Source organism: Flavobacterium sp. N2270 (genome assembly GCF_025947225.1).
Taxonomy (GTDB): Bacteria; Bacteroidota; Bacteroidia; order Flavobacteriales; family Flavobacteriaceae; genus Flavobacterium.
In genome coordinates this window covers 980,204-1,000,031 of the sequence record NZ_CP110005.1, presented here as the reverse complement: position 1 = coordinate 1,000,031, position 19,828 = coordinate 980,204, and the positions used below count along the sequence as shown (strand labels likewise).

The 19,828-nt window shown below is 31.6% G+C and carries 19 protein-coding genes; 8 read left to right on the top strand and 11 right to left on the bottom strand.

Annotated features, from left to right (window positions below; translation table 11 throughout):
- Positions 1–4: 4 nt before the first annotated feature.
- Together dnaE and OLM55_RS04580 are read right to left on the bottom strand one after the other, a co-directional pair.
- The gene (dnaE, locus tag OLM55_RS04585; protein ID WP_264560241.1) at positions 5–4,516 is read right to left on the bottom strand and encodes a DNA polymerase III subunit alpha; all 4,512 of its coding nucleotides are present in this window, start codon (positions 4,514–4,516) and stop codon (positions 5–7) included.
- 157 nt (positions 4,517–4,673) lie between these two features.
- Positions 4,674–5,375, bottom strand: a complete 702-nt coding sequence (locus OLM55_RS04580) for a DUF6252 family protein (RefSeq protein WP_264560240.1) — start codon at positions 5,373–5,375, stop codon at positions 4,674–4,676.
- A gap of 172 nt (positions 5,376–5,547) precedes the next feature.
- Here OLM55_RS04580 and OLM55_RS04575 point away from each other — a divergent pair, with 172 nt between their 5' ends.
- The 5 genes from OLM55_RS04575 (at position 5,548) to OLM55_RS04555 (ending at position 9,548) form a co-directional block, all read left to right on the top strand.
- Complete coding sequence (locus tag OLM55_RS04575; protein ID WP_264560239.1) at positions 5,548–6,078, top strand: 30S ribosomal protein S16; 531 nt, start codon at positions 5,548–5,550, stop codon at positions 6,076–6,078.
- Positions 6,079–6,093: 15 nt separating this feature from the next.
- Positions 6,094–6,621, top strand: a complete 528-nt coding sequence (gene rimM / locus OLM55_RS04570; RefSeq protein ID WP_264560238.1) for a ribosome maturation factor RimM — start codon at positions 6,094–6,096, stop codon at positions 6,619–6,621.
- Between the two features lie 11 nt (positions 6,622–6,632).
- Positions 6,633–7,343: a tRNA1(Val) (adenine(37)-N6)-methyltransferase gene (locus OLM55_RS04565; RefSeq protein WP_264560237.1), complete on the top strand. Its 711-nt coding sequence runs from the start codon at positions 6,633–6,635 to the stop codon at positions 7,341–7,343.
- Positions 7,344–7,464: 121 nt separating this feature from the next.
- Positions 7,465–8,643, top strand: coding sequence for an acyl-CoA dehydrogenase family protein (locus OLM55_RS04560; RefSeq protein ID WP_264560236.1), 1,179 nt, complete (start codon positions 7,465–7,467; stop codon positions 8,641–8,643).
- 122 nt (positions 8,644–8,765) lie between these two features.
- Entirely contained in the window at positions 8,766–9,548 is a 783-nt protein-coding gene (locus OLM55_RS04555; protein ID WP_264560235.1) for a DUF3050 domain-containing protein, read from the top strand.
- A gap of 48 nt (positions 9,549–9,596) precedes the next feature.
- Here the strand turns inward: OLM55_RS04555 and OLM55_RS04550 are convergent, their stop codons facing one another.
- Entirely contained in the window at positions 9,597–10,697 is a 1,101-nt protein-coding gene (locus OLM55_RS04550; protein WP_264560234.1) for an HmuY family protein, read from the bottom strand.
- A 20-nt stretch (positions 10,698–10,717) separates the two neighbouring features.
- Entirely contained in the window at positions 10,718–12,829 is a 2,112-nt protein-coding gene (locus OLM55_RS04545; RefSeq protein ID WP_264560233.1) for a TonB-dependent receptor plug domain-containing protein, read from the bottom strand.
- A gap of 113 nt (positions 12,830–12,942) precedes the next feature.
- Here OLM55_RS04545 and OLM55_RS04540 point away from each other — a divergent pair, with 113 nt between their 5' ends.
- Positions 12,943–13,833, top strand: coding sequence for a DUF6607 family protein (locus tag OLM55_RS04540; protein ID WP_264560232.1), 891 nt, complete (start codon positions 12,943–12,945; stop codon positions 13,831–13,833).
- Positions 13,834–13,838: 5 nt separating this feature from the next.
- The gene (locus OLM55_RS04535; protein ID WP_264560231.1) at positions 13,839–14,186 is read left to right on the top strand and encodes a DUF6686 family protein; all 348 of its coding nucleotides are present in this window, start codon (positions 13,839–13,841) and stop codon (positions 14,184–14,186) included.
- 36 nt (positions 14,187–14,222) lie between these two features.
- On the opposite strand, the gene OLM55_RS04530 is transcribed toward OLM55_RS04535, so the two are convergent.
- The 7 genes from OLM55_RS04530 to trmB form a co-directional block, all read right to left on the bottom strand.
- Positions 14,223–14,552, bottom strand: a complete 330-nt coding sequence (locus tag OLM55_RS04530; RefSeq protein ID WP_264560230.1) for a 2Fe-2S iron-sulfur cluster-binding protein — start codon at positions 14,550–14,552, stop codon at positions 14,223–14,225.
- Positions 14,552–15,604, bottom strand: coding sequence for an NAD(P)/FAD-dependent oxidoreductase (locus OLM55_RS04525; protein WP_264560229.1), 1,053 nt, complete (start codon positions 15,602–15,604; stop codon positions 14,552–14,554). Before OLM55_RS04525 ends, OLM55_RS04530 begins: the two co-directional genes overlap by 1 nt.
- Before the next feature lie 81 nt (positions 15,605–15,685).
- On the bottom strand, positions 15,686–15,925 hold the full coding sequence (locus OLM55_RS04520; protein WP_264560228.1) for a NifU family protein: 240 nt from the start codon (positions 15,923–15,925) through the stop codon (positions 15,686–15,688).
- 1 nt (position 15,926) lies between these two features.
- Positions 15,927–17,069, bottom strand: coding sequence for an Mrp/NBP35 family ATP-binding protein (locus tag OLM55_RS04515; protein ID WP_264560227.1), 1,143 nt, complete (start codon positions 17,067–17,069; stop codon positions 15,927–15,929).
- Positions 17,070–17,204: 135 nt separating this feature from the next.
- Positions 17,205–17,546, bottom strand: a complete 342-nt coding sequence (locus tag OLM55_RS04510; RefSeq protein ID WP_264560226.1) for an MGMT family protein — start codon at positions 17,544–17,546, stop codon at positions 17,205–17,207.
- Between the two features lie 3 nt (positions 17,547–17,549).
- Positions 17,550–18,176 (bottom strand): hypothetical protein, encoded by a 627-nt coding sequence (locus tag OLM55_RS04505; RefSeq protein ID WP_264560225.1) that lies wholly within the window; start codon positions 18,174–18,176, stop codon positions 17,550–17,552.
- Positions 18,177–18,231: 55 nt separating this feature from the next.
- On the bottom strand, positions 18,232–18,906 hold the full coding sequence (trmB, locus tag OLM55_RS04500) for a tRNA (guanosine(46)-N7)-methyltransferase TrmB (RefSeq protein WP_264560224.1): 675 nt from the start codon (positions 18,904–18,906) through the stop codon (positions 18,232–18,234).
- Positions 18,907–19,007: 101 nt separating this feature from the next.
- Here trmB and OLM55_RS04495 point away from each other — a divergent pair, with 101 nt between their 5' ends.
- A complete protein-coding gene (locus tag OLM55_RS04495) occupies positions 19,008–19,826 on the top strand; it encodes a UDP-2,3-diacylglucosamine diphosphatase (RefSeq protein ID WP_264560223.1) in 819 nt (272 codons plus the stop codon).
- The last annotated feature ends 2 nt before the right edge of the window (positions 19,827–19,828 follow it).

Genomic DNA, 19,828 nt, shown 5'->3' with positions numbered 1-19,828 from the left:
TACATTAATTCAATTTAAAATTAATTTGCATGTTTTCTAGTTCTTGAAGCAATTCATTTGAAATTTTAATTTTCAACTTTCTACTTGGCATTACCAACTTCGTTACCACTTGAATTTCTTCAATTTCCGTTTCTAAAACAGCATTTTCAGTTGATTCATCATCATTGTCTAAAACTTCATCTTCTTCACTTTCTACTACCACCTCACTAGCAACCATACGTTTTACTTTTTGTAATTCCATTACTTCCATAGTAACTTGATTATCACCTTTTGCTCTTGAAAACAAATCTTGAAGCGCGTGAATTAAGTTTTCCGATAAATCGGTAATATTAAATTGAAGAATTAATTTTTTAGCAAATGTGGTTAAAACATCTTGCAAATATTGTACTGCAACAAATTGCATTCTTGGATCACCTTTTTTACCTTCCGCATTTGTCCATCCTTCTTTTACAATTACTTTCATAAATGTAAAATTATTCTGAATTAGGAAATGACGAAACTTTAAATACTCTTCTCCAAATATTCTAAAATCATAACTTTCATCATAGCCTTCTAAAGTAAACATAGCCCATCCTTTGCCGTTTTTAGAAACTCTGTGCTCAATTTTTGTAATGATTCCACCAATACTAACATTTTTACCAACCAAAGAATTTAAATCTTTTAATTGTTCCAATTTAGTATTGCAGAAATATTTCATTTCGTATTTATAATCGTCAAGCGGATGGCCCGAAATATAAATACCAACTACTTCTTTTTCTTTGGCTAATTTTTCCATGGTATTCCACTCTTCACAAGGCGGAACAATTGGTTCTGGAATTTGCACCTCAGAAGCATCACCAAACAAACTTACTTGTGATGAATTTTCATTTTCCTGAAACTTAGCACCGTACTTAACTGCTTTTTCTAAGAAAGTAATTCCATCGCCTTCATCATGAAAATATTGCGCTCTATGTGTATCCCCAAAACCATCAAAGCCTCCAGCTAAAGCCAAACTTTCAAATGCTTTTTTATTGGCTGCTCTTAAATCAATTTTCTTAGCCACATCAAAAATAGATTTGTATTTTCCGTCTTTTCTATTTTGAACTATTGTATCAACAGCATTAGCTCCTACTCCTTTTATAGCACCCATTCCAAAACGAACTGCATAGTTTTCATTAACCGTAAATTTATAATACGATTCATTTACATCTGGGCCTAAAACCTGCAACCCCATTCGTTTACATTCTTCCATAAAGAAAGAAACTTGCTTAATATCATTCATATTATTCGAAAGTACAGCAGCCATATACTCAGCAGGATAGTGCGCTTTTAAATAAGCGGTTTGATAAGCAATCCAAGCATAACAAGTAGAATGTGATTTATTGAAGGCATAACTTGCAAATGCTTCCCAATCTTTCCAAATTTTTTCTAGAATTGTAGCATCATGCCCTTTTGCAGAAGCCTGTTCTACAAACTTAGGTTTCATTTTATCAAGAACATCTTTTTGCTTTTTACCCATTGCCTTACGCAATACATCTGCCTCACCTTTTGTAAAATCAGCCAACTTTTGAGAAAGAAGCATTACTTGCTCTTGATAAACAGTAATTCCATAAGTCTCTTTTAAATACTCTTCACAAGCATCTAAATCGTATTTTATTTCTTCTTCACCATTTTTACGCTTTACGAATGATGGTATATATTCCAATGGCCCAGGACGATATAATGCATTCATTGCAATTAAATCTCCAAAAACTGTTGGCTTTAATTCTTTCATGTATTTTTGCATTCCAGGAGATTCATATTGGAAAATACCAACCGTTTCACCTCTTTGGAATAATTCATACGTTTTTTGGTCGTCAATAGGAAAAGTATCAGGATCTAAAGTAATTCCGTTTCTGTACTTAACAAGTTTAACCGTATCCTTAATTAAGGTTAAGGTTTTTAAACCTAAAAAGTCCATTTTTAACAAACCTGCGCTTTCCGCTACCGAGTTGTCAAATTGGGTAAGGTACAAATCAGAATCTTTTGCGGTAGTAACCGGAACGAAATTAGTAATATCTGAAGGTGTTATGATTACTCCACAAGCATGAACTCCTGTATTTCGTAAAGAGCCTTCTAATATTTTTGCTTGCTGAATGGTTTCTCCTGCCAAATCTTCACCATTTGCAATAGCAATTAATTCTTGTACTTTCTCAAACTCTTCAGAACGCAATGCTTTCTTAACTTCAGATTCATCTTCTGCAATAAAACGTGCCAAATTCCATTTTGAAGGCATCATTCCTGGAATTAATTTTGCGATTCTATCGGCTTCAAATAATGGCAAATCTAAAACACGAGCTGTATCTCGAATAGCTGATTTCGTTGCCATTTTACCGTAAGTAATGATTTGAGCAACTTGATTAGCTCCATATTTATTAATTACATAATCCATTACGCGGCCACGACCTTCATCATCAAAATCAATATCAATATCGGGCATCGACACACGATCAGGATTAAGGAAACGCTCAAAAAGTAAATCGTACTTAATAGGATCGATATTTGTAATTCCTAAGCAATAAGCTACTACAGAACCCGCAGCAGAACCACGACCTGGACCAACAGAAACATCCATCTTTCTGGCTTCTGCAATGAAATCTTGTACAATTAAAAAATAACCCGGATAACCTGAATTGGAAATGGTTAATAATTCAAAATCTACTCGTTCTTGTATTTCAAGAGTTATTTCACCGTATCTTCTTTTTGCCCCTTCAAAAGTTAAATGTTTTAAATATGCGTTTTCACCCCTTACTCCTCCGTCTTTTTCATCTTCCGCATCTAAAAACTCATTTGGAATATCATATTTTGGAAGTAATACATCTCTGTAAAGAGAATAAACCTCTACTTTATTTACAATTTCTTGAATGTTAGTAATTGCATCTGGTAAATCAGCAAAAAGCTTTTTCATCTCTTCTTGCGACTTGAAATAATATTCTTGATTTGGTAATCCGTATCGATAACCTCTACCTCTACCTATAGGCGTTGCTTGTTTTTCGCCATCTTTTACACACAATAAAATGTCGTGCGCATTAGCATCTTCTTTATTTACATAATAGGTATTGTTAGTTGCAACCAACTTTATATTATGCTTTTGAGAAAACTCAATCAATGTTTTATTAACACGATTTTCATCTTCTTGATTATGGCGCATAATTTCGAGGTAAAAATCATCTCCAAATTGTTCTTTCCACCAAATTAATGCTTCCTCAGCTTGGTTTTCTCCAATATTAAGAATTTTACTTGGAATTTCTCCGTATAAATTCCCAGACAAAACCATGATGTCTTCTTTATATTTTTCAATTACATTTCTATCAATTCTTGGCACATAATAAAATCCTTCTGTAAAAGCTATAGAAGACATCTTTGCCAAGTTATGATACCCTTTTTTATTTTTTGCTAATAAAACAACTTGGTAACCATTGTCCTTCTTAGTTTTGTCTAAATGATTTTCACAAATATTATATTCACAACCTACAATAGGTTTTATTTCATTATCGGTTGGTTCTTCGCCATTTTCTATTGCAGCTTCAATCTTAGCTTTTGCAGCTTTATTATGATTCATGACTGCACTTACGAAATGAAAAGCTCCCATCATATTAGCAGTATCTGTCATTGCAACTGCATTCATTTTGTTTTTTGCTGCAGCAGAAACCAAATCAGGAATTCCAATAGTAGATTGCAGTACAGAAAATTGTGTGTGATTATGAAGATGCGCAAACTTTGCTTCTTTCAAATCTTCAATATCAGAATCTGAAATAGAAGCTTGTGCATTTTCTTGCTCAGCTTTTTGCAACTTTTTTCTGATTTGCTCAGAAGCTGCTTTTAAGTTGATGTGTTTTAATCCAATAAGTTGAATTTCTTTTGGATTATGTTCTTTAAATCGAGTGAAATAATCAGGCGTTACATCAAGTTCTTCCTTGGTAAAAACTTCACGTTTAATCAGCTCTAAAAAACAACGAGTAGTTGCCTCAACATCGGCAGTTGCATTATGCGCCTCTGAAAAAGGCACATTGAATAAATATTCGTGTAATTCCGTTAACGTTGGTAATTTAAATTTACCTCCTCTACCTCCAGGAAGTTGTAATAATGAAGCTGTAACTTCGGTACAAGTATCTAAAACCGGAATTTCATTCATTTTGGACTGTACATTCATTCTATGAAACTCACAACCCATAATATTGACATCAAATCCTAGATTTTGACCAACAATAAACTTCGTTTTAGACAATGCTATGTTGAATTTTTCAAGAACTTCACTCAATGCAATCCCTTGCTCCATAGCCAATTCAGTAGAAATACCATGAATACGTTCTGCATCATAAGGAATATTAAAACCTTCTGGCTTTACCAAATAATCTTCATGATCAATAAGATTACCCATTTCGTCATGCAATTGCCATGCAATTTGTATACATCTTGGCCAATTATCTGTATCTGTTATTGGAGCAGACCAACTACGAGGTAATCCGGTGGTTTCGGTATCAAAAATTAAATACATTGAATTGATTATTTAGCGTTAAGCAATAAATGAGTTGAAAAACTCAACAAAACAAAAATACATTATAAAAAAATGCATCACAATTTTAGTTATCAACAGAATATAAAAAAAGCCGTTTTGAAAAGATCAAAACGGCTTTTTTTATTATTTTATTTTATTACAAACCAGCTCCACTTACTTTATAAAAAACTCCATCTGAAAAGGTAACAACTTCCCCGTCAGAATTTACTGCATTGAATTTAAATGTTCCTGTAAAAGTACCGTTTTCAATTTTTTCAATAACGATTTCACCATTACTTTGTTGCACATTTAAAATTCTAACTGTTGCATTATTATCTCCTCCTATAACGCTTACTACATCGCCTGCAACATAACCATTCCCTCTAGAAACAATAGATACTTCAGTTATATTTCCATTTGGATTAGTTACAATAGCAAGCTTTAATCCTGAACCTGAACCTGTAACAGGTACAGTTTGAGAATTATTTGAATTTGTATAACCTGTTCCTGAATTAACAATATTAGAAATTTTATATGCAGGGCCGGCATTCAACGAGGTATCATAACTCGAAACAATTCCTTCACCATCAAAATCATAAGAAACATAATTATCTTGATTTGTTGTACCTAAAACATAAGTACCAATTTCAGCTGCAGAAGCCCTCAATACTACAGTTTCATATTGAGTGTAAGCCGTAATAACAAAACTACCATCCGTATCCAAAGAAACCCTTGCGTCTTTTGCTCTCCAAGTAGCGTCATTAAACTTCGCTTGAAATGCTGGAGTATTTGTTTCAATATCGTTTGTACAACTTGACAAAATTAGCGTAGTAAGAAATAAATAAAGTATGTTTTTCATTTTTTTGATAGTTTTCATAATTCAATTAACAAAAATAATTTTTTTAATCTAAATATAATGCAAATAGTAGAAAAATATTTTTTTTAATATGACTACTAAGTAAATATAAATTTTATATCTTTGCAGCCTTAATTAACTGAGGTCGTGAACCTCAAAATTTAATCATTAGATTATGTCAGTAAAAATTAGATTACAAAGACACGGTAAAAAAGGGAAACCTTTTTACTGGATCGTAGCAGCTGATGCACGTTCAAAAAGAGATGGTAAATTCTTAGACAAGATAGGAACTTACAATCCAAACACAAACCCTGCAACTATTGACTTAAATGTTGATAGCGCTGTTCAATGGTTACACAATGGTGCTCAACCAACTGATACAGCAAGAGCTATTCTTTCTTATAAAGGTGCTTTATTGAAACACCATTTAGATGGTGGAGTAAGAAAAGGTGCTTTAACGCAAGAGCAAGCAGATGCGAAATTCACTAAATGGGTTGAAGAAAAAGCTGGAAAAGTTGATTCTAAAAAAGACGGATTAAGCAAAGCGCAAGCAGATGCTAAAGCCAAAGCTTTAAAAGCTGAAGAAGAAGCGAATGAAAAGCGTAAAGCAGCTCAAGCTGAAGCTTTAAAAGCTGAAGAAGTTGCTGAAACAGCTACAGAAGAAGCTCCAGCAGTTGAAGAAAACAACGAAGAAACAGAAGCTTAATTTAAAAGTGCAATAATGCGTATAGATGAATGCTTTTATTTAGGCAAAATTGCAAAAAAATTTAGTTTTAAGGGCGAAGTACTAGCTTTTTTAGATACTGACGAACCCGAAATTTATGAAAATTTGGAATCAGTTTTTGTTGAATTAAACAAAACACTGGTTCCATTTTTTATTGAAAAAAGTCATATTCACAAAAGCAAATTCTTAAGAATTAAATTTGAAGACTTTACATGTGAAGAAGATGCAGATGCAATTATGAATTGCCACTTATATCTCCCTCTTTCTTTTTTACCTAAACTTGAAGGTAACAAGTTTTATTATCATGAAGTTGAAGGCTTTACCGTTCAAGATACTCGTCTAGGAGATATTGGTGTCATTCAACGTATTAACGACAGTAACGCTCAACCTTTATTTGAAATTTTAAAAGGAAAAACAGAGATATTAGTACCCTTAATTGATCATTTTATTGTTAAAATAGATCGAGAAAATAAAACAATTTACCTTAACACACCTGAAGGACTCGTTGATTTATACTTAGGTTAAATCTAAATATCATGTCGTTTTATTTCAAACAATTTACCATACATCAGGATCGTTGCGCTATGAAAATTGGCACCGATGCCGTTTTACTTGGAGCATGGTCACCAATTCCCAAAAACATTTTTAGTGTTTTAGATATTGGTTCTGGTACAGGAGTACTCTCTTTAATGCTTGCTCAAAGAACTTTAGCTGAGCAAATTGACGCTATTGAAATCGACGAAGAGGCATATGAACAATGTGTACAAAATTTTGAAAACAGCAACTGGGGCGACCGTCTATTTTGCTACCACGCAGGTTTAGATGAGTTTGTTCAGGAAATGGAAGATGAATCATATGATTTAATTATTTCAAACCCTCCATTTTATACTGATGAATACAAATCAGATACAGAAAAAAGAAATGTAGCACGATTTCAAGACGCATTACCTTTTGAAGAATTAATAGATAGTGCTGCAAACTTATTAAATGAATTTGGTGTTTTTTCAGTAATTATACCTTGCAAAGAAGAAGAAAAATTCATTCAAATAGCAAAACAATTTCACTTACACCCTTTTAAAATAACTAGAGTTAAAGGTACACCTAATTCAGAATTAAAAAGAAGTTTACTAGCCTTTACATGGGACGAACAAATTACAATTGAAGACGAATTAATTATTGAAGTTACAAGACATCAATACACTCAAGAATATATTCAATTAACAAAAGAATTCTACTTAAAATTGTAATATTTTTTTATTGTTAAAATATAACATCTGTTCGTTGATTTGTTAAAAATCTTTACTTACTTTTGTCTTTCGAAAAACAGATTGCAACTCATAACTGCGTTACAATCATAATGATAAAAAAATGAAACCAGATTTATTTCAATCACCTGATTATTACCTTTTAGACGATTTATTGTCTGATGAACATAAGTTAGTTCGTGACGCTGCTCGCGCATGGGTTAAAAAAGAAGTATCTCCAATTATTGAAGAATATGCTCAAAAAGCTGAATTTCCAAAACAAATTGTAAAAGGTTTGGGTGAAATTGGCGGATTTGGACCTTATATTCCTGAAGAATATGGTGGCGCAGGATTAGACCAAATTTCTTATGGTTTAATTATGCAAGAAATTGAAAGAGGTGATTCTGGTGTTCGTTCTACTTCGTCTGTTCAATCTTCATTAGTAATGTATCCAATTTGGAAATATGGAAACGAAGAGCAAAGAATGAAATATTTACCAAAATTAGCTACTGGAGAATTTATTGGTTGTTTTGGTTTAACAGAACCAGACCATGGATCAAATCCTGGTGGAATGACTACTAATTTTAAAGATATGGGCGACCATTATCTATTAAATGGTGCAAAAATGTGGATTTCGAATGCGCCTTTTGCTGACATTGCTGTAGTTTGGGCTAAAAATGAAGAAGGAAGAATTCACGGTCTTATTGTAGAAAGAGGAATGGAAGGATTTTCTACTCCTGAAACACATAATAAATGGTCACTTCGTGCTTCTGCAACAGGTGAATTGATTTTTGATAATGTAAAAGTTCCTAAAGAAAACTTATTGCCAAACAAATCTGGATTAGGAGCACCACTTGGTTGTTTAGATTCTGCTCGTTATGGTATTGCTTGGGGAGCTATTGGTGCCGCAATGGATTGTTACGACACAGCTTTAAGATATTCTAAAGAGCGTATTCAATTTGACAAACCAATTGGAGCAACTCAATTACAACAAAAGAAATTAGCCGAAATGATTACTGAAATCACTAAAGCACAATTATTAACTTGGAGACTTGGTGTTTTAAGAAATGAAGGTAGAGCTACTTCTGCACAAATTTCTATGGCCAAAAGAAACAATGTGGATATGGCAATTCACATAGCTCGTGAAGCAAGACAAATACTTGGCGGAATGGGAATTACTGGTGAATATTCTATTATGCGTCATATGATGAATTTAGAATCTGTAATTACATATGAAGGAACTCATGATATCCATTTATTAATTACAGGTATGGATGTAACAGGTTTCCCTGCATTCAAATAATTAAACAATAGATAAAATTTATACAAAATGCTTCGTTATCTAACGAAGCATTTTTATTTTTGGAACACTATTTGCAAATCTAAACTTAAATAGATTTCGTAAATATATTAAAACATACAGTTATGAAAACCCAAACTATTAACCAAAGCATTCAAAAATATAAAGATGAATTATTAAATCATTCTTTATATAATGAAATAAAAACAATTGACGACCTACGTTGTTTCTTAGAAAATCATGTATTTGCCGTATGGGATTTTATGTCGCTCTTAAAAGCTTTGCAAAGTAAACTTACTTGCACAACAACTCCATGGATTCCTGTTGGGAATCCTGAAACTCGCTATTTAATAAACGAGATTGTAGTTGCAGAAGAAACCGATATTGATTTAGATGGAAATAGAAAGAGTCATTATGAATTGTATATTGACGCCATGAAAGCTTGTGGCGCTAACACAACTCCTATTGAAAACTTCTTACATGATGTTGTTGAAACAAGAAATATTTTTGTTTCCATTAAACAAAGTGAACTACATACCAATGTAAAAGAGTTTTTAGACTTTACTTTTAGAGTCATTGAAGAAGGCGAAACACATCAAATAGCGGCTGCATTTACTTTTGGAAGAGAGGATTTAATACCGGAAATGTTTACCGCTATACTGAAAAAATTTCAAGCTAATTTTCCAGATGTTGATTTATCAAAGCTAATTTATTATTTTGAAAGACATATTGAATTAGACGCTGACGAACACGGACCAATGGCAATGAAAATGATAGATGAATTATGCGGTAATGATGATAAAAAATGGCAAGAAGTAAAAACAGTTTCTATTTTAGCATTAGAAAAGAGAATATTATTATGGAACGCTATTGAGGAGCAAATCCATAAAAAAGAATTAGTTCATTAAAACAAAAAGCGAGATTTAAGATCTCGCTTTTTTGTTTTAAAAATAATATTAGTTCAAAATTTTATATTCAAAAACTGGATAACCTCTTTCTCCAGCATCGTTTGTTAAGGCTAAGAATCTAAGTTTATAAAGATTGCCTTCAACATCTTTCACTACATAAAAACGATCGTCTTTTATACTTGGTAAAGAACTTGGTCCACCACCATTTCTCCAATTGGAACCAATAACTCTTTGATCGGTCAATGAAGTAGAGAAATTTGTATCGTTAATATCAGTTGCTAAAAAGTTTTCAAATTCTATTGCTGTTTGATTAGCATCAGTAGCTAAAACTTCATAAACTTGAGTTCCTCCTAACATATTTGTAGTTACAAAATCCGAATAATAATAAGTAATACTTGAAGCTCCAAATGGAAAATAATTAGTAAATCCTGTGAAATTTAAATCCCATTGATTTTTCTTTGGTTGCACATTTACTATTTGTCCGTTATCTAAACTTACAAATACAAAACTATAATCTGTAGTTTTTGAAATCGTAACAGATTGAGCCGTTGTAGCATTTAAATCAGCATATTGCAAAACATAATCGTTGCCTTGTTTAGTGATTCTAATTTTTTTCCAACCACGAGCAGCTCCATCAGTAGAAACAGAACCAACTGTTGGTGTTGTTGTTCCAACTTCGTATCCTAAATTTACTAAATAAACTTTGTTATCTTCATTATTTGATGAAATTTCAGCAATTGCTGTTCCTTCTCCAGAGCCAGCTCCTTGTAAAACACCTGTTGGATTATCAACATAACCCATTGTTGAGTATGTTGAATAACCTACCGCTACTGATGCATCTTCATTTTGAACTTCTGATATATCTGTAGAAGTTGTTTGTTTAACAGCCATTTTTATAGAACCGTTTATGATAACTCTAAAATCACTTCCTGTAGAAAACCCTAAATCCCATGAATCTCTTGAAATTGCTGTCTGTTGATTAGAACTTAAATCAATATATACTTGATTTTGTTGATTTGGCCCACCTAATAATGGTGACACTACAGCTTCTTCAACAATATTAGTTGTTGCTGAGGAATTAGAATCATCACTAGAACATGATGTAAAGACGAGCGTTATTAATGATAAAATGTAAAATTGTTTTTTCATGATTATTATATTTATGGTTATTAAAAATTTAAATTATAGGTTAATTTTAAAAAATAACTTCTTCCGTAGGCCAATAAAACTTGAGAAGAAACAGCATGTCCAGCTCCTTGATTTAGGTTGGATTGGTTTACGTTATTTATGTCTAAAAGATTTCTAGCTCCAATAGTAAGTTCTATTCTATCGTTATAAAATAGTTTTCTTGTCGATGCATCTAACCAACTATAAGGTTCAATTTCTGACAAAACATAGCCATCAGTAGTCGATAAATACTGTTGCGTTTTTCCTGTGAATTTATAGTAAGTTGAAAAGGTAGTTTTCCATTTAGGAACTGTATATGAAATGCTTGAATTCAGATTAAAATTGTATAAAAATTCATCATCTGACACGAATTCTAAATTTTCTATTGTTCTTGAGATTCCTGTTAAAGAACCACCTAAAGAAAACTTCCAATTTTCAGATTGAATAGCATTGGATAAGGCAAAATTTATACTTTTAAACTTACTGATGTTGATGTATTCATAAATAGGAGTTGCTCCTTCAAAACCTGTTAAAGCACTTGTAATTCTATCATCAACATTTAGATAACTCACATTAAAATTTGATTTTAAGTCTACTTTTTGAGTTAAATCAAATCGTTTTTTTATGCTTGCTTCATAAGAAGTACTGGTTTCTGGAATTAAATCTTCGTTCCCCACAAAATAATGTCCGTCAAAAATAATTTGAGTATAAAGTTCATTAAACGTTGGTGTTCTATATGATTTTCCAATTGAAGCTCTAACTTCATATCTTTTAGGAAGTAATAATCGGTTTCCTAACGAAATCGCATATTGATTTTCGAATAAAGATTGAAAAGAATATCTTGCTCCAGGTCTAACAGAAAATGATTCTGATACGTTGATTTCAGAAATGGCAAAAAAATCTATATTATCAATGTTTTTATAAACGTTTTTTTTCTGATTATCTTCTTCGTCAACAATTGCAAACCCATTATTTTTTACAGCTTCATAACCTAATTGAAAATCAACTTTTTTGGTTTTAAAAAAGTTACTTAACGTTCCAATAGAATAGAAAACTTCCATCGATTGGTCTTTTTGTTTGGAATTATTTAATTCAACATCATCAGAAATATTATATCGATAAGCTTCAACTTCTCTTTTTTGATACTGATGCGAAAAGGAAATGTTATAATTTAGTTGATTATAAAGTTTTCCTACAGCATTTAAATGATGGTAAAATCTTGTGGAATAATACCTTTCATCATCGCCATACTTATAAGAACCATATTGCGTATTAAAACCCGATTGTGCGGCAGAACCATAAAAATCTATTACTTCATCAAGCCATTCAAATTTGTAAAATACTCTAAATTGATTTTTTTTATACGATAGTAACGCATTGTTTTGCCATTGTTCTTTTGGCAACCAATTATACCCACGAGTTCCATCGTTAATAGTGTAGTCTTTTCCGTTTCTGTCTCCTAAAAAACCTTTGAAATCATTTCTATTAGAACCCAAATTCACAAACCAATTGTCGTTTATATTGTGAGAAATTTTCAGGTTTTGAATATGTCTTCCTTCCTCAAAAAGAGCAAATTCTTTTCCAACCGTTTCTTCTTGAACCGTTGCAGTTATGTTCCATTTTTCTTTAGTAGATTTTTTTGTAATGATATTTAAAACTCCAGAAACAGCATTTGCTCCATGTGTAACGCCCATTGAACCTTCAATAATTTCAATTTGCTCAATGTCATTTAAGTTAATTTGGGATAAATCAGTGTTATTTCCTAATCCATTTTCGTTTACTAAAGGCACGTTATCCACCAAAATTTTAAAATATCCACCATCTAAACCAAACATAGAGACGGTTGATTTACCAGAACTACTACTTGGTCTTACGGTTATGTTTATGTATTGATTTAAAATATCGCCTAAATTATTTGCTCCTAAGTTTGCTATATCTTCTGCTGAAATAACCTTTACATTATGAACTGATTTTTTTAAAGATTGAGGTTCAATCTGAGCTGTTAAAACCACTTCGTTTAACTGGTTAATTTTTAAGGAATCAACATTTATTTCTTGAGAAAAAATTAAGTTTGAAAAAGTGATGAAAAAGAAAAGAAACAGTAAATTTTTCATTATTTAGAATTGGTCTTAATAAATTTATTTGTGCAAATATATATGTTATTTTTATTTATTCTAAATTAATTTAATATTTTTGTACCAGAAATATTTAAACTAAAAACAATATCATGAAAAAAACATTTGCTCTTTTATTAGCAACAATTTCATTATCTGCTGGTTACGCACAAGACAAACAAAAAGACATTACGTCTATTAAAAAAATGTGTGGTTGTTATGAAGTAGAATTTAATTTTACGGAAACTTTTCAAACTACCAAAGACTCAACTTACAAAGCTTCACCGACAAAAAAAGACCATGCTTTAGAATGGGTTGAACTAGTAGAGGATTCACCAAATAAATTGGTTTTACAGCATTTATTAATTGTAAATGATGAAATGATTATTAAACATTGGAGACAAGATTGGATGTTTGAAAACAAAGAATTTTATCAGTTCTTTAAAGACAAAACTTGGAAGTATGAAAAATTAAATCCTAAAGATGTGAAAGGACAATGGACACAAAAAGTATATCAAGTGGATGATAGTCCAAGATATGAAGGAACAGGAACATGGATTCATAAAGATGGAAAAGATTATTGGATGAATGTTACCGATGCTCCTTTACCAAGAAGAGAACACACCATAAGAAATGACTATAATGTTATGGAAAGAAGAAACATTCATGAAATAACAGATTATGGTTGGTTACACGAACAAGACAACCGAAAATTAGTTCGTGATGACAAGGGAAATGACACTGAATTAGCTCAAGAAAAAGGATTAGATTTATATGTAAAAGTTGAAGATTCAAAATGTAAAGCTGCGCAAAATTGGTGGAAAGAAAATGGAGCACTTTGGAAAAATGTAAGGACCAAATGGCAATCAGTATTTGATGCTGACAAAGACATTAACTTAGAAAGTAGCGTAGATAAAAAACCTTTATTTATGCACTTATTTGACTTAAAACCAACAGCAAGTAAAGCAGAAACAGATAAAATTATCGATTCATTTGTAAAATAAAAATCATGTGCAATCATTTTAAATACTTAACGAAAAATAGAAATGGTTTTTTGGTATATTGTGCCAAATTAAAAGCCTATCAACTTTCTTATAAAAATTTAAACTTCAATCTAACCCCTGAAGAATTAGATAGTTTATTTAAGTATTTAAAAAATATTGATTGTGATTATTGGGAAAAAGAATATGAAAATTCTATTTATCAAAAGAAGATTCCGATACCCACTTTGCAAACTAACTTTATGATCTTGTTAGAACGATACGAAGTCTTTGAACTTTTGGTTTTACTAGATATTACAAAGCCTAAGGAATATCTTTCTATGACTGATATAGATTACCCAATACATTTAAACTAAAAAAAAGCGAGATGAATTCATCTCGCTTTTTTGTTTTTATTGTTCTGGTGCAATTTCAATTTCGAGACCGTCAAGATTTTCATCAATATGAATTTGGCAACCTAACCTACTATTCTCTTTTACATGATAAGCTTCTGACAGCATTGCTTCTTCATCATCATTGCGTTCTGTTTTTAAAACATCATTCAAAACATAACATTGACATGAGGCACACATAGCCATTCCACCACAAACACCTACTGTTCCTTCTTCTGCCAATTCATACGAACGAATTAGTTCCATAACATTCATGTTCATGTCTGTTGGTGCTAAAACTTCATGTTTAACTCCATTTCTATCGGTGATAAATATTGTAACGTCAGTCATTAGTCGATTGATTTAACCACTGCTTTTTCAGCTTCTTTTCTTGTTCCATCAAAACCATCAACTCCTGAAACTGTTGTGTATTTTAACACATAACGTTTTCCTGGATTGATTCTATTATAAACACTTTGACACATTAACGTTGATTCGTGAAAACCACAAAGAATCAATTTTAATTTTCCTGGATACGTATTTACATCACCAATGGCATAAATTCCGTCGATGTTGGTTTGATAATCTAAAGCGTTGTTTACTTTGATAGCGTTTTTCTCAATTTCTAATCCCCAATTAGCAATGGCTCCTAGTTTTGGAGTCAATCCAAAAAGTGGAATAAAGAAATCCGTTTCTATTTTTTGTTGAACACCTTCGTTTTCTAATGTTAAGGCTTCAATATGATTTTCACCATGAACGGCAACAACTTCTGCTGGAGTAATTAAGTTAATTTTACCTAATTTTTTTAATTCTTGTACTTTTTCTACAGAATCTAAAGCTCCTCTAAATTCGTTTCTTCTGTGGACTAAAGTAACTGAAGAAGCAACATCTGCTAAGAAAACACTCCAATCTAAAGCAGAATCTCCACCACCAGCGATTACGATTTTTTTATCTCTAAACAATTCAGGATCTTTTACAAAATACTCTACTCCTTTTTCTTCATAGAATTCAATATTTTCTAATTGAGGTTTTCTTGGTGAAAAAGTACCTAACCCCCCTGCTATTGCAACGGCTTTGGCATGATGTTTTACCCCTTTATTTGTAGTAACAATAAAAGTACCATCTTCTAATTTATCAATAGTTTCTGCAGTTTGTGACAACGTAAAACCTGGTTCAAATTGTTTAATTTGTTCCATTAAATTAGTTACCAAATCACCTGCTAAAACTTCTGGATAACCTGGAATATCAAATATTGGTTTTTTTGGATATAATTCAGCTAATTGCCCTCCTGGCTGAGGCAAAGCGTCAATAATATGACATTTTAATTGTAATAATCCTGCTTCAAAAACGGTAAAAAGTCCTGTTGGACCTGCACCAATTATTAGTATATCTGTTTCAATCATTTTTTATAAGTTGAAATATTGATGTTACAAAGTTGTAAAATATTACTCTTTTTTAATATGACTTTTATCATACTAAAAAAATTAAGCAATATTTTCTACGGTCTCAATTTGAGGAACAAATTTTTTAATTGTTGTTTCAACACCCGCTTTCATAGTACTAATACTTAAACTACAACTTGTACAAGCACCTTCTAAACGAACTTTAACGTGTTTATTATCTATAATTTCAACTAATGAAATATCACCTCCATCAGAATTTAAAAAAGGACGAATTTCTTCTAACGCTTTTTCAACACCAATTACAATTTCTTCTTTGTTCATCTTATTTTCCTTTAACAGCAGAACATCCTGCCATTGTTGTTATTTTTATTGCTTCAGAAGGTGGCAAAGCTTCGTTTCTACTTACTGTTTCTGCAACAACATTTCTTGCTAAATCCTCAAAAGCTTTCTCAATTGGAGAAGCCGTTTGCAGGGCTGCTGGACGACCATAATCTCCAGCTTCACGAATACTTTGAACTAATGGAATTTCACCTAAAAACGGAACTTCTAAATCTTGTGCTAAATTACGAGCACCTTCTTTTCCAAAGATATAATATTTATTATTTGGTAATTCTTCAGGTGTAAAATAAGACATGTTTTCAATAATTCCTAAAACAGGAACGTTGATACTTTCATTAGCAAACATGGCAACACCTTTTTTAGCATCTGCCAAGGCAACAGCTTGAGGTGTGCTTACTACAACTGCCCCTGTAATAGGTAACGATTGCATAATTGAAAGGTGAATATCTCCAGTACCTGGTGGCAAATCAATTAACATAAAATCAATTTCTCCCCAGTTGGCATCAAAAATCATTTGGTTTAATGCTTTTGCAGCCATAGGTCCACGCCAAATTACCGCTTGGTCTGGTTTTGTGAAAAATCCAATAGAAAGAATTTCTACACCATAACTTTGAACCGGTTGCATTTTTGATTTCCCATCAATTTCTACCGATGTTGGCTTTGCTTGCTCAACATCAAACATTATTGGCATTGATGGCCCGTAAATATCAGCATCTAAAACACCAACTTTGAAACCCATATTTGCCAAAGTAACTGCCAAGTTTGCAGTAACTGTAGACTTTCCAACTCCACCTTTACCAGATGAAACAGCAATAATATTACTTATTCCAGGAATTGCTTTCCCTTTAATTTGATTTGGAATTTCTGGTTTTTCTGGAGCTTCAATTTTTATATTTACTTTTACTTTCGCTTTTTCATACACTTTTTCATGTATTACTTTCATAATATCAACTTCAGCTCTTTTTTTAATATGCAAAGCAGGTGTTGCCAATGTAAGATCTACTACTACTTCATCTCCAAAAGTGATTACGTTTTGAACCGCACCACTTTCAACCATATTTTTACCTTCTCCAGCAACAGAAATAGTTTCTAATGCTTTTAATATTTCTTTTCTATCTAACTTCATTTGTATAACCTTGAAAAGTTGTGTTAACTTTATTTAAACTGATTTAAGATTGCAAAGATAAAGAATATAGTTGTAATGTAATAAAGTTATAAGTTGTAAAGTTTTGTGAAAATTACATCCTTATAAGTCAAGTTCCTAAGAATTAATATCTGGCTCCCAAAAATATTTTTGGAAATCGACAATTTGGTTATCAACCACTTCTACACCTTCAGATTCTAATAATTGCTGCATTAAGTTTGTTCCATTAAAATGGTGCTTTCCAGACAAAAGACCTAGTCGATTTACGACTCTGTGCGCAGGAACATCTTCCCTATTATGCGAAGCATTCATTGCCCAACCTACCATTCTTGCAGAACGAGCAGCACCTAATGCTTTTGCAATTGCACCATAAGAAGTGACTTTTCCGTAAGGAATTTGACGTGCAATTTCGTAAACACGTTCGAAGAAATTTTCGTTATTTGGATTCTTTTTTATCAATCGTTAAGCATTGATCATTTTGTAAATAGAAAGAATTGCCACAAAACCCGTAAAACCAGCTAAAATAAAATAAATATTATTAATCAAAACATCTACTTTATTTTCTATCTTTTTAAAAAAAACGGCATAGCTGTAGAAAATAGTAAATGTTCCTAAAACAGCGGCAATTGAAAATACAATTATTGAAGTTAATGAAAAATCAAAAAGATCTTTTGACGCTAAAGTTAAACTTGAAATGGCAAAAAATGGAATTGCAAACATATTAAAACTCCCCATCATAAGTCCGTAAACATAACGATTCTGTTTTGATTTTATCTCAATCTCTTTCTTAGGTTTTTTGGTTTGAAAACCTTTAAGTAAAAAAGCAATTGTAAGAATTACAAAAATTACAGTACCAAATTTCTTTAAAGTATCACTAACACTAGGATGACTATCTAAAAATTTAGCGAAATAAACACCCGTAAAAGCTTGCAACAAAACAATTGTTAGAGTCCCGAAAATAAATAATAATGCCGCTCTTTTACTTTCGGTAATACTTATTTTAGCCGCTAAAACATTTAGCATTCCAGGCGCAAAAAAACCTGCAAAAGCCACTAAATATCCTGCTATAAAATCTGCTATTAATCCCATTTCATTGTTTTATTACAAATTTATATGATGCTTTTCTGCTATAAGGTAACTTTTATTACTTAATACGAAATTGAATATACGTAATTGCTTTGTTAATTTCTAAATATTGACCTTCATAAAAGGTTTGAATACTTGTAACTTCTTTTGGTGCACCTTCATTTTTATACACATTATGATTAGCATAAATAACTTCATGACCTGCTCCGTGTAACAAACCAAGAGTATATCCGTGCATAAATTCACTATCTGTTTTTAAATGCATTAATCCGTTTGGTTTTAAAACTTTTTTATAGTTTTCTAGAAATTCTGCATTTGTCATTCTATGCTTAGTACGCTTGTATTTTATTTGTGGATCTGGGAAAGTAATCCAAATTTCATCAACCTCATCTTTAGCAAAACAATGCTCAATAAGTTCAATTTGAGTTCGCAAAAAGGCAACATTATTCATGCTGTCTTCAATAGCCGTTTTAGCTCCACGCCAAAAACGAGCCCCTTTTATATCGATACCAATAAAATTTTTGTTGGGATTTAATTTAGCCAGGCCAACAGAATATTCTCCTTTTCCACAGCCTAATTCTAAAACAACTGGATTGTCATTTTTAAAAAAATCTGATCTCCACTTTCCTTTTAAAGGAAATGTTCCTCCCACTACTTCTTCTCTTGTTGGTTGAAAAACGTTTGCAAATGTTTCGTTTTCTTTAAATCGCTTTAATTTATTTTTGCTTCCCACTTCAATTTATTTTTGGCAAAACTACTAAAAATAAAGTTTTGATAATATTTATGTAACCTTATAAAGTATAAAAATCTCTTTTTTTGTAAAAATTTATTCTAGTGAAGAAACGAAAAGTAGAACTTGCTGTAATTTCCGATGTGCATTTAGGTACTTATGGTTGTCATGCAAAGGAATTATTAGAATATTTGTCTTCTATTAAACCTAAAACGCTTATTCTAAACGGAGATATTATTGATATTTGGCAATTTAGAAAATCTTATTTTCCTAAAGATCATTTGAAAGTTATAAAAAAAATAATTTCAATGAGCTCTAAAGGAACAAAGGTGTATTACTTAACAGGTAATCATGATGAGTTTTTAAGAAAGTTTTCCGATTTGCATCTTGGAAACCTAAGTTTACTTAACAAATTAGTTTTAGATTTAGATGGAAAAAAAGCATGGATATTTCATGGTGATGTTTTCGATGCTTCAATTACACATGCAAAATGGTTAGCAAAATTAGGCGGTTGGGGTTATGACATGTTAATTTTGATAAATCGATTTATTAATTGGGTTTTGGCTAAAATGAAAAAAGAACCTTATTCATTATCCAAAAAGATAAAAAACAATGTAAAATCGGCGGTAAAATTCATTACCAACTTTGAAAATGTTTGTACCGAATTAGCCATTGAAAACAACTATGACTATGTAATATGCGGACATATTCACGAACCAAAAATGGAAGTTGTAGAAAATGATAAAGGGAAAACATTATATTTAAATTCTGGTGACTGGATTGAAAATTTAACCGCCCTTGAATACAATAACAAAAAATGGAAGCTGTATAAACATGAATTACATAAAGTAGAAGCGGAAGAAGAAACTTTTGAATATGAAAATAAATTAGCGGAACAATTTATTTCTGTTTTAAAGAATTAATT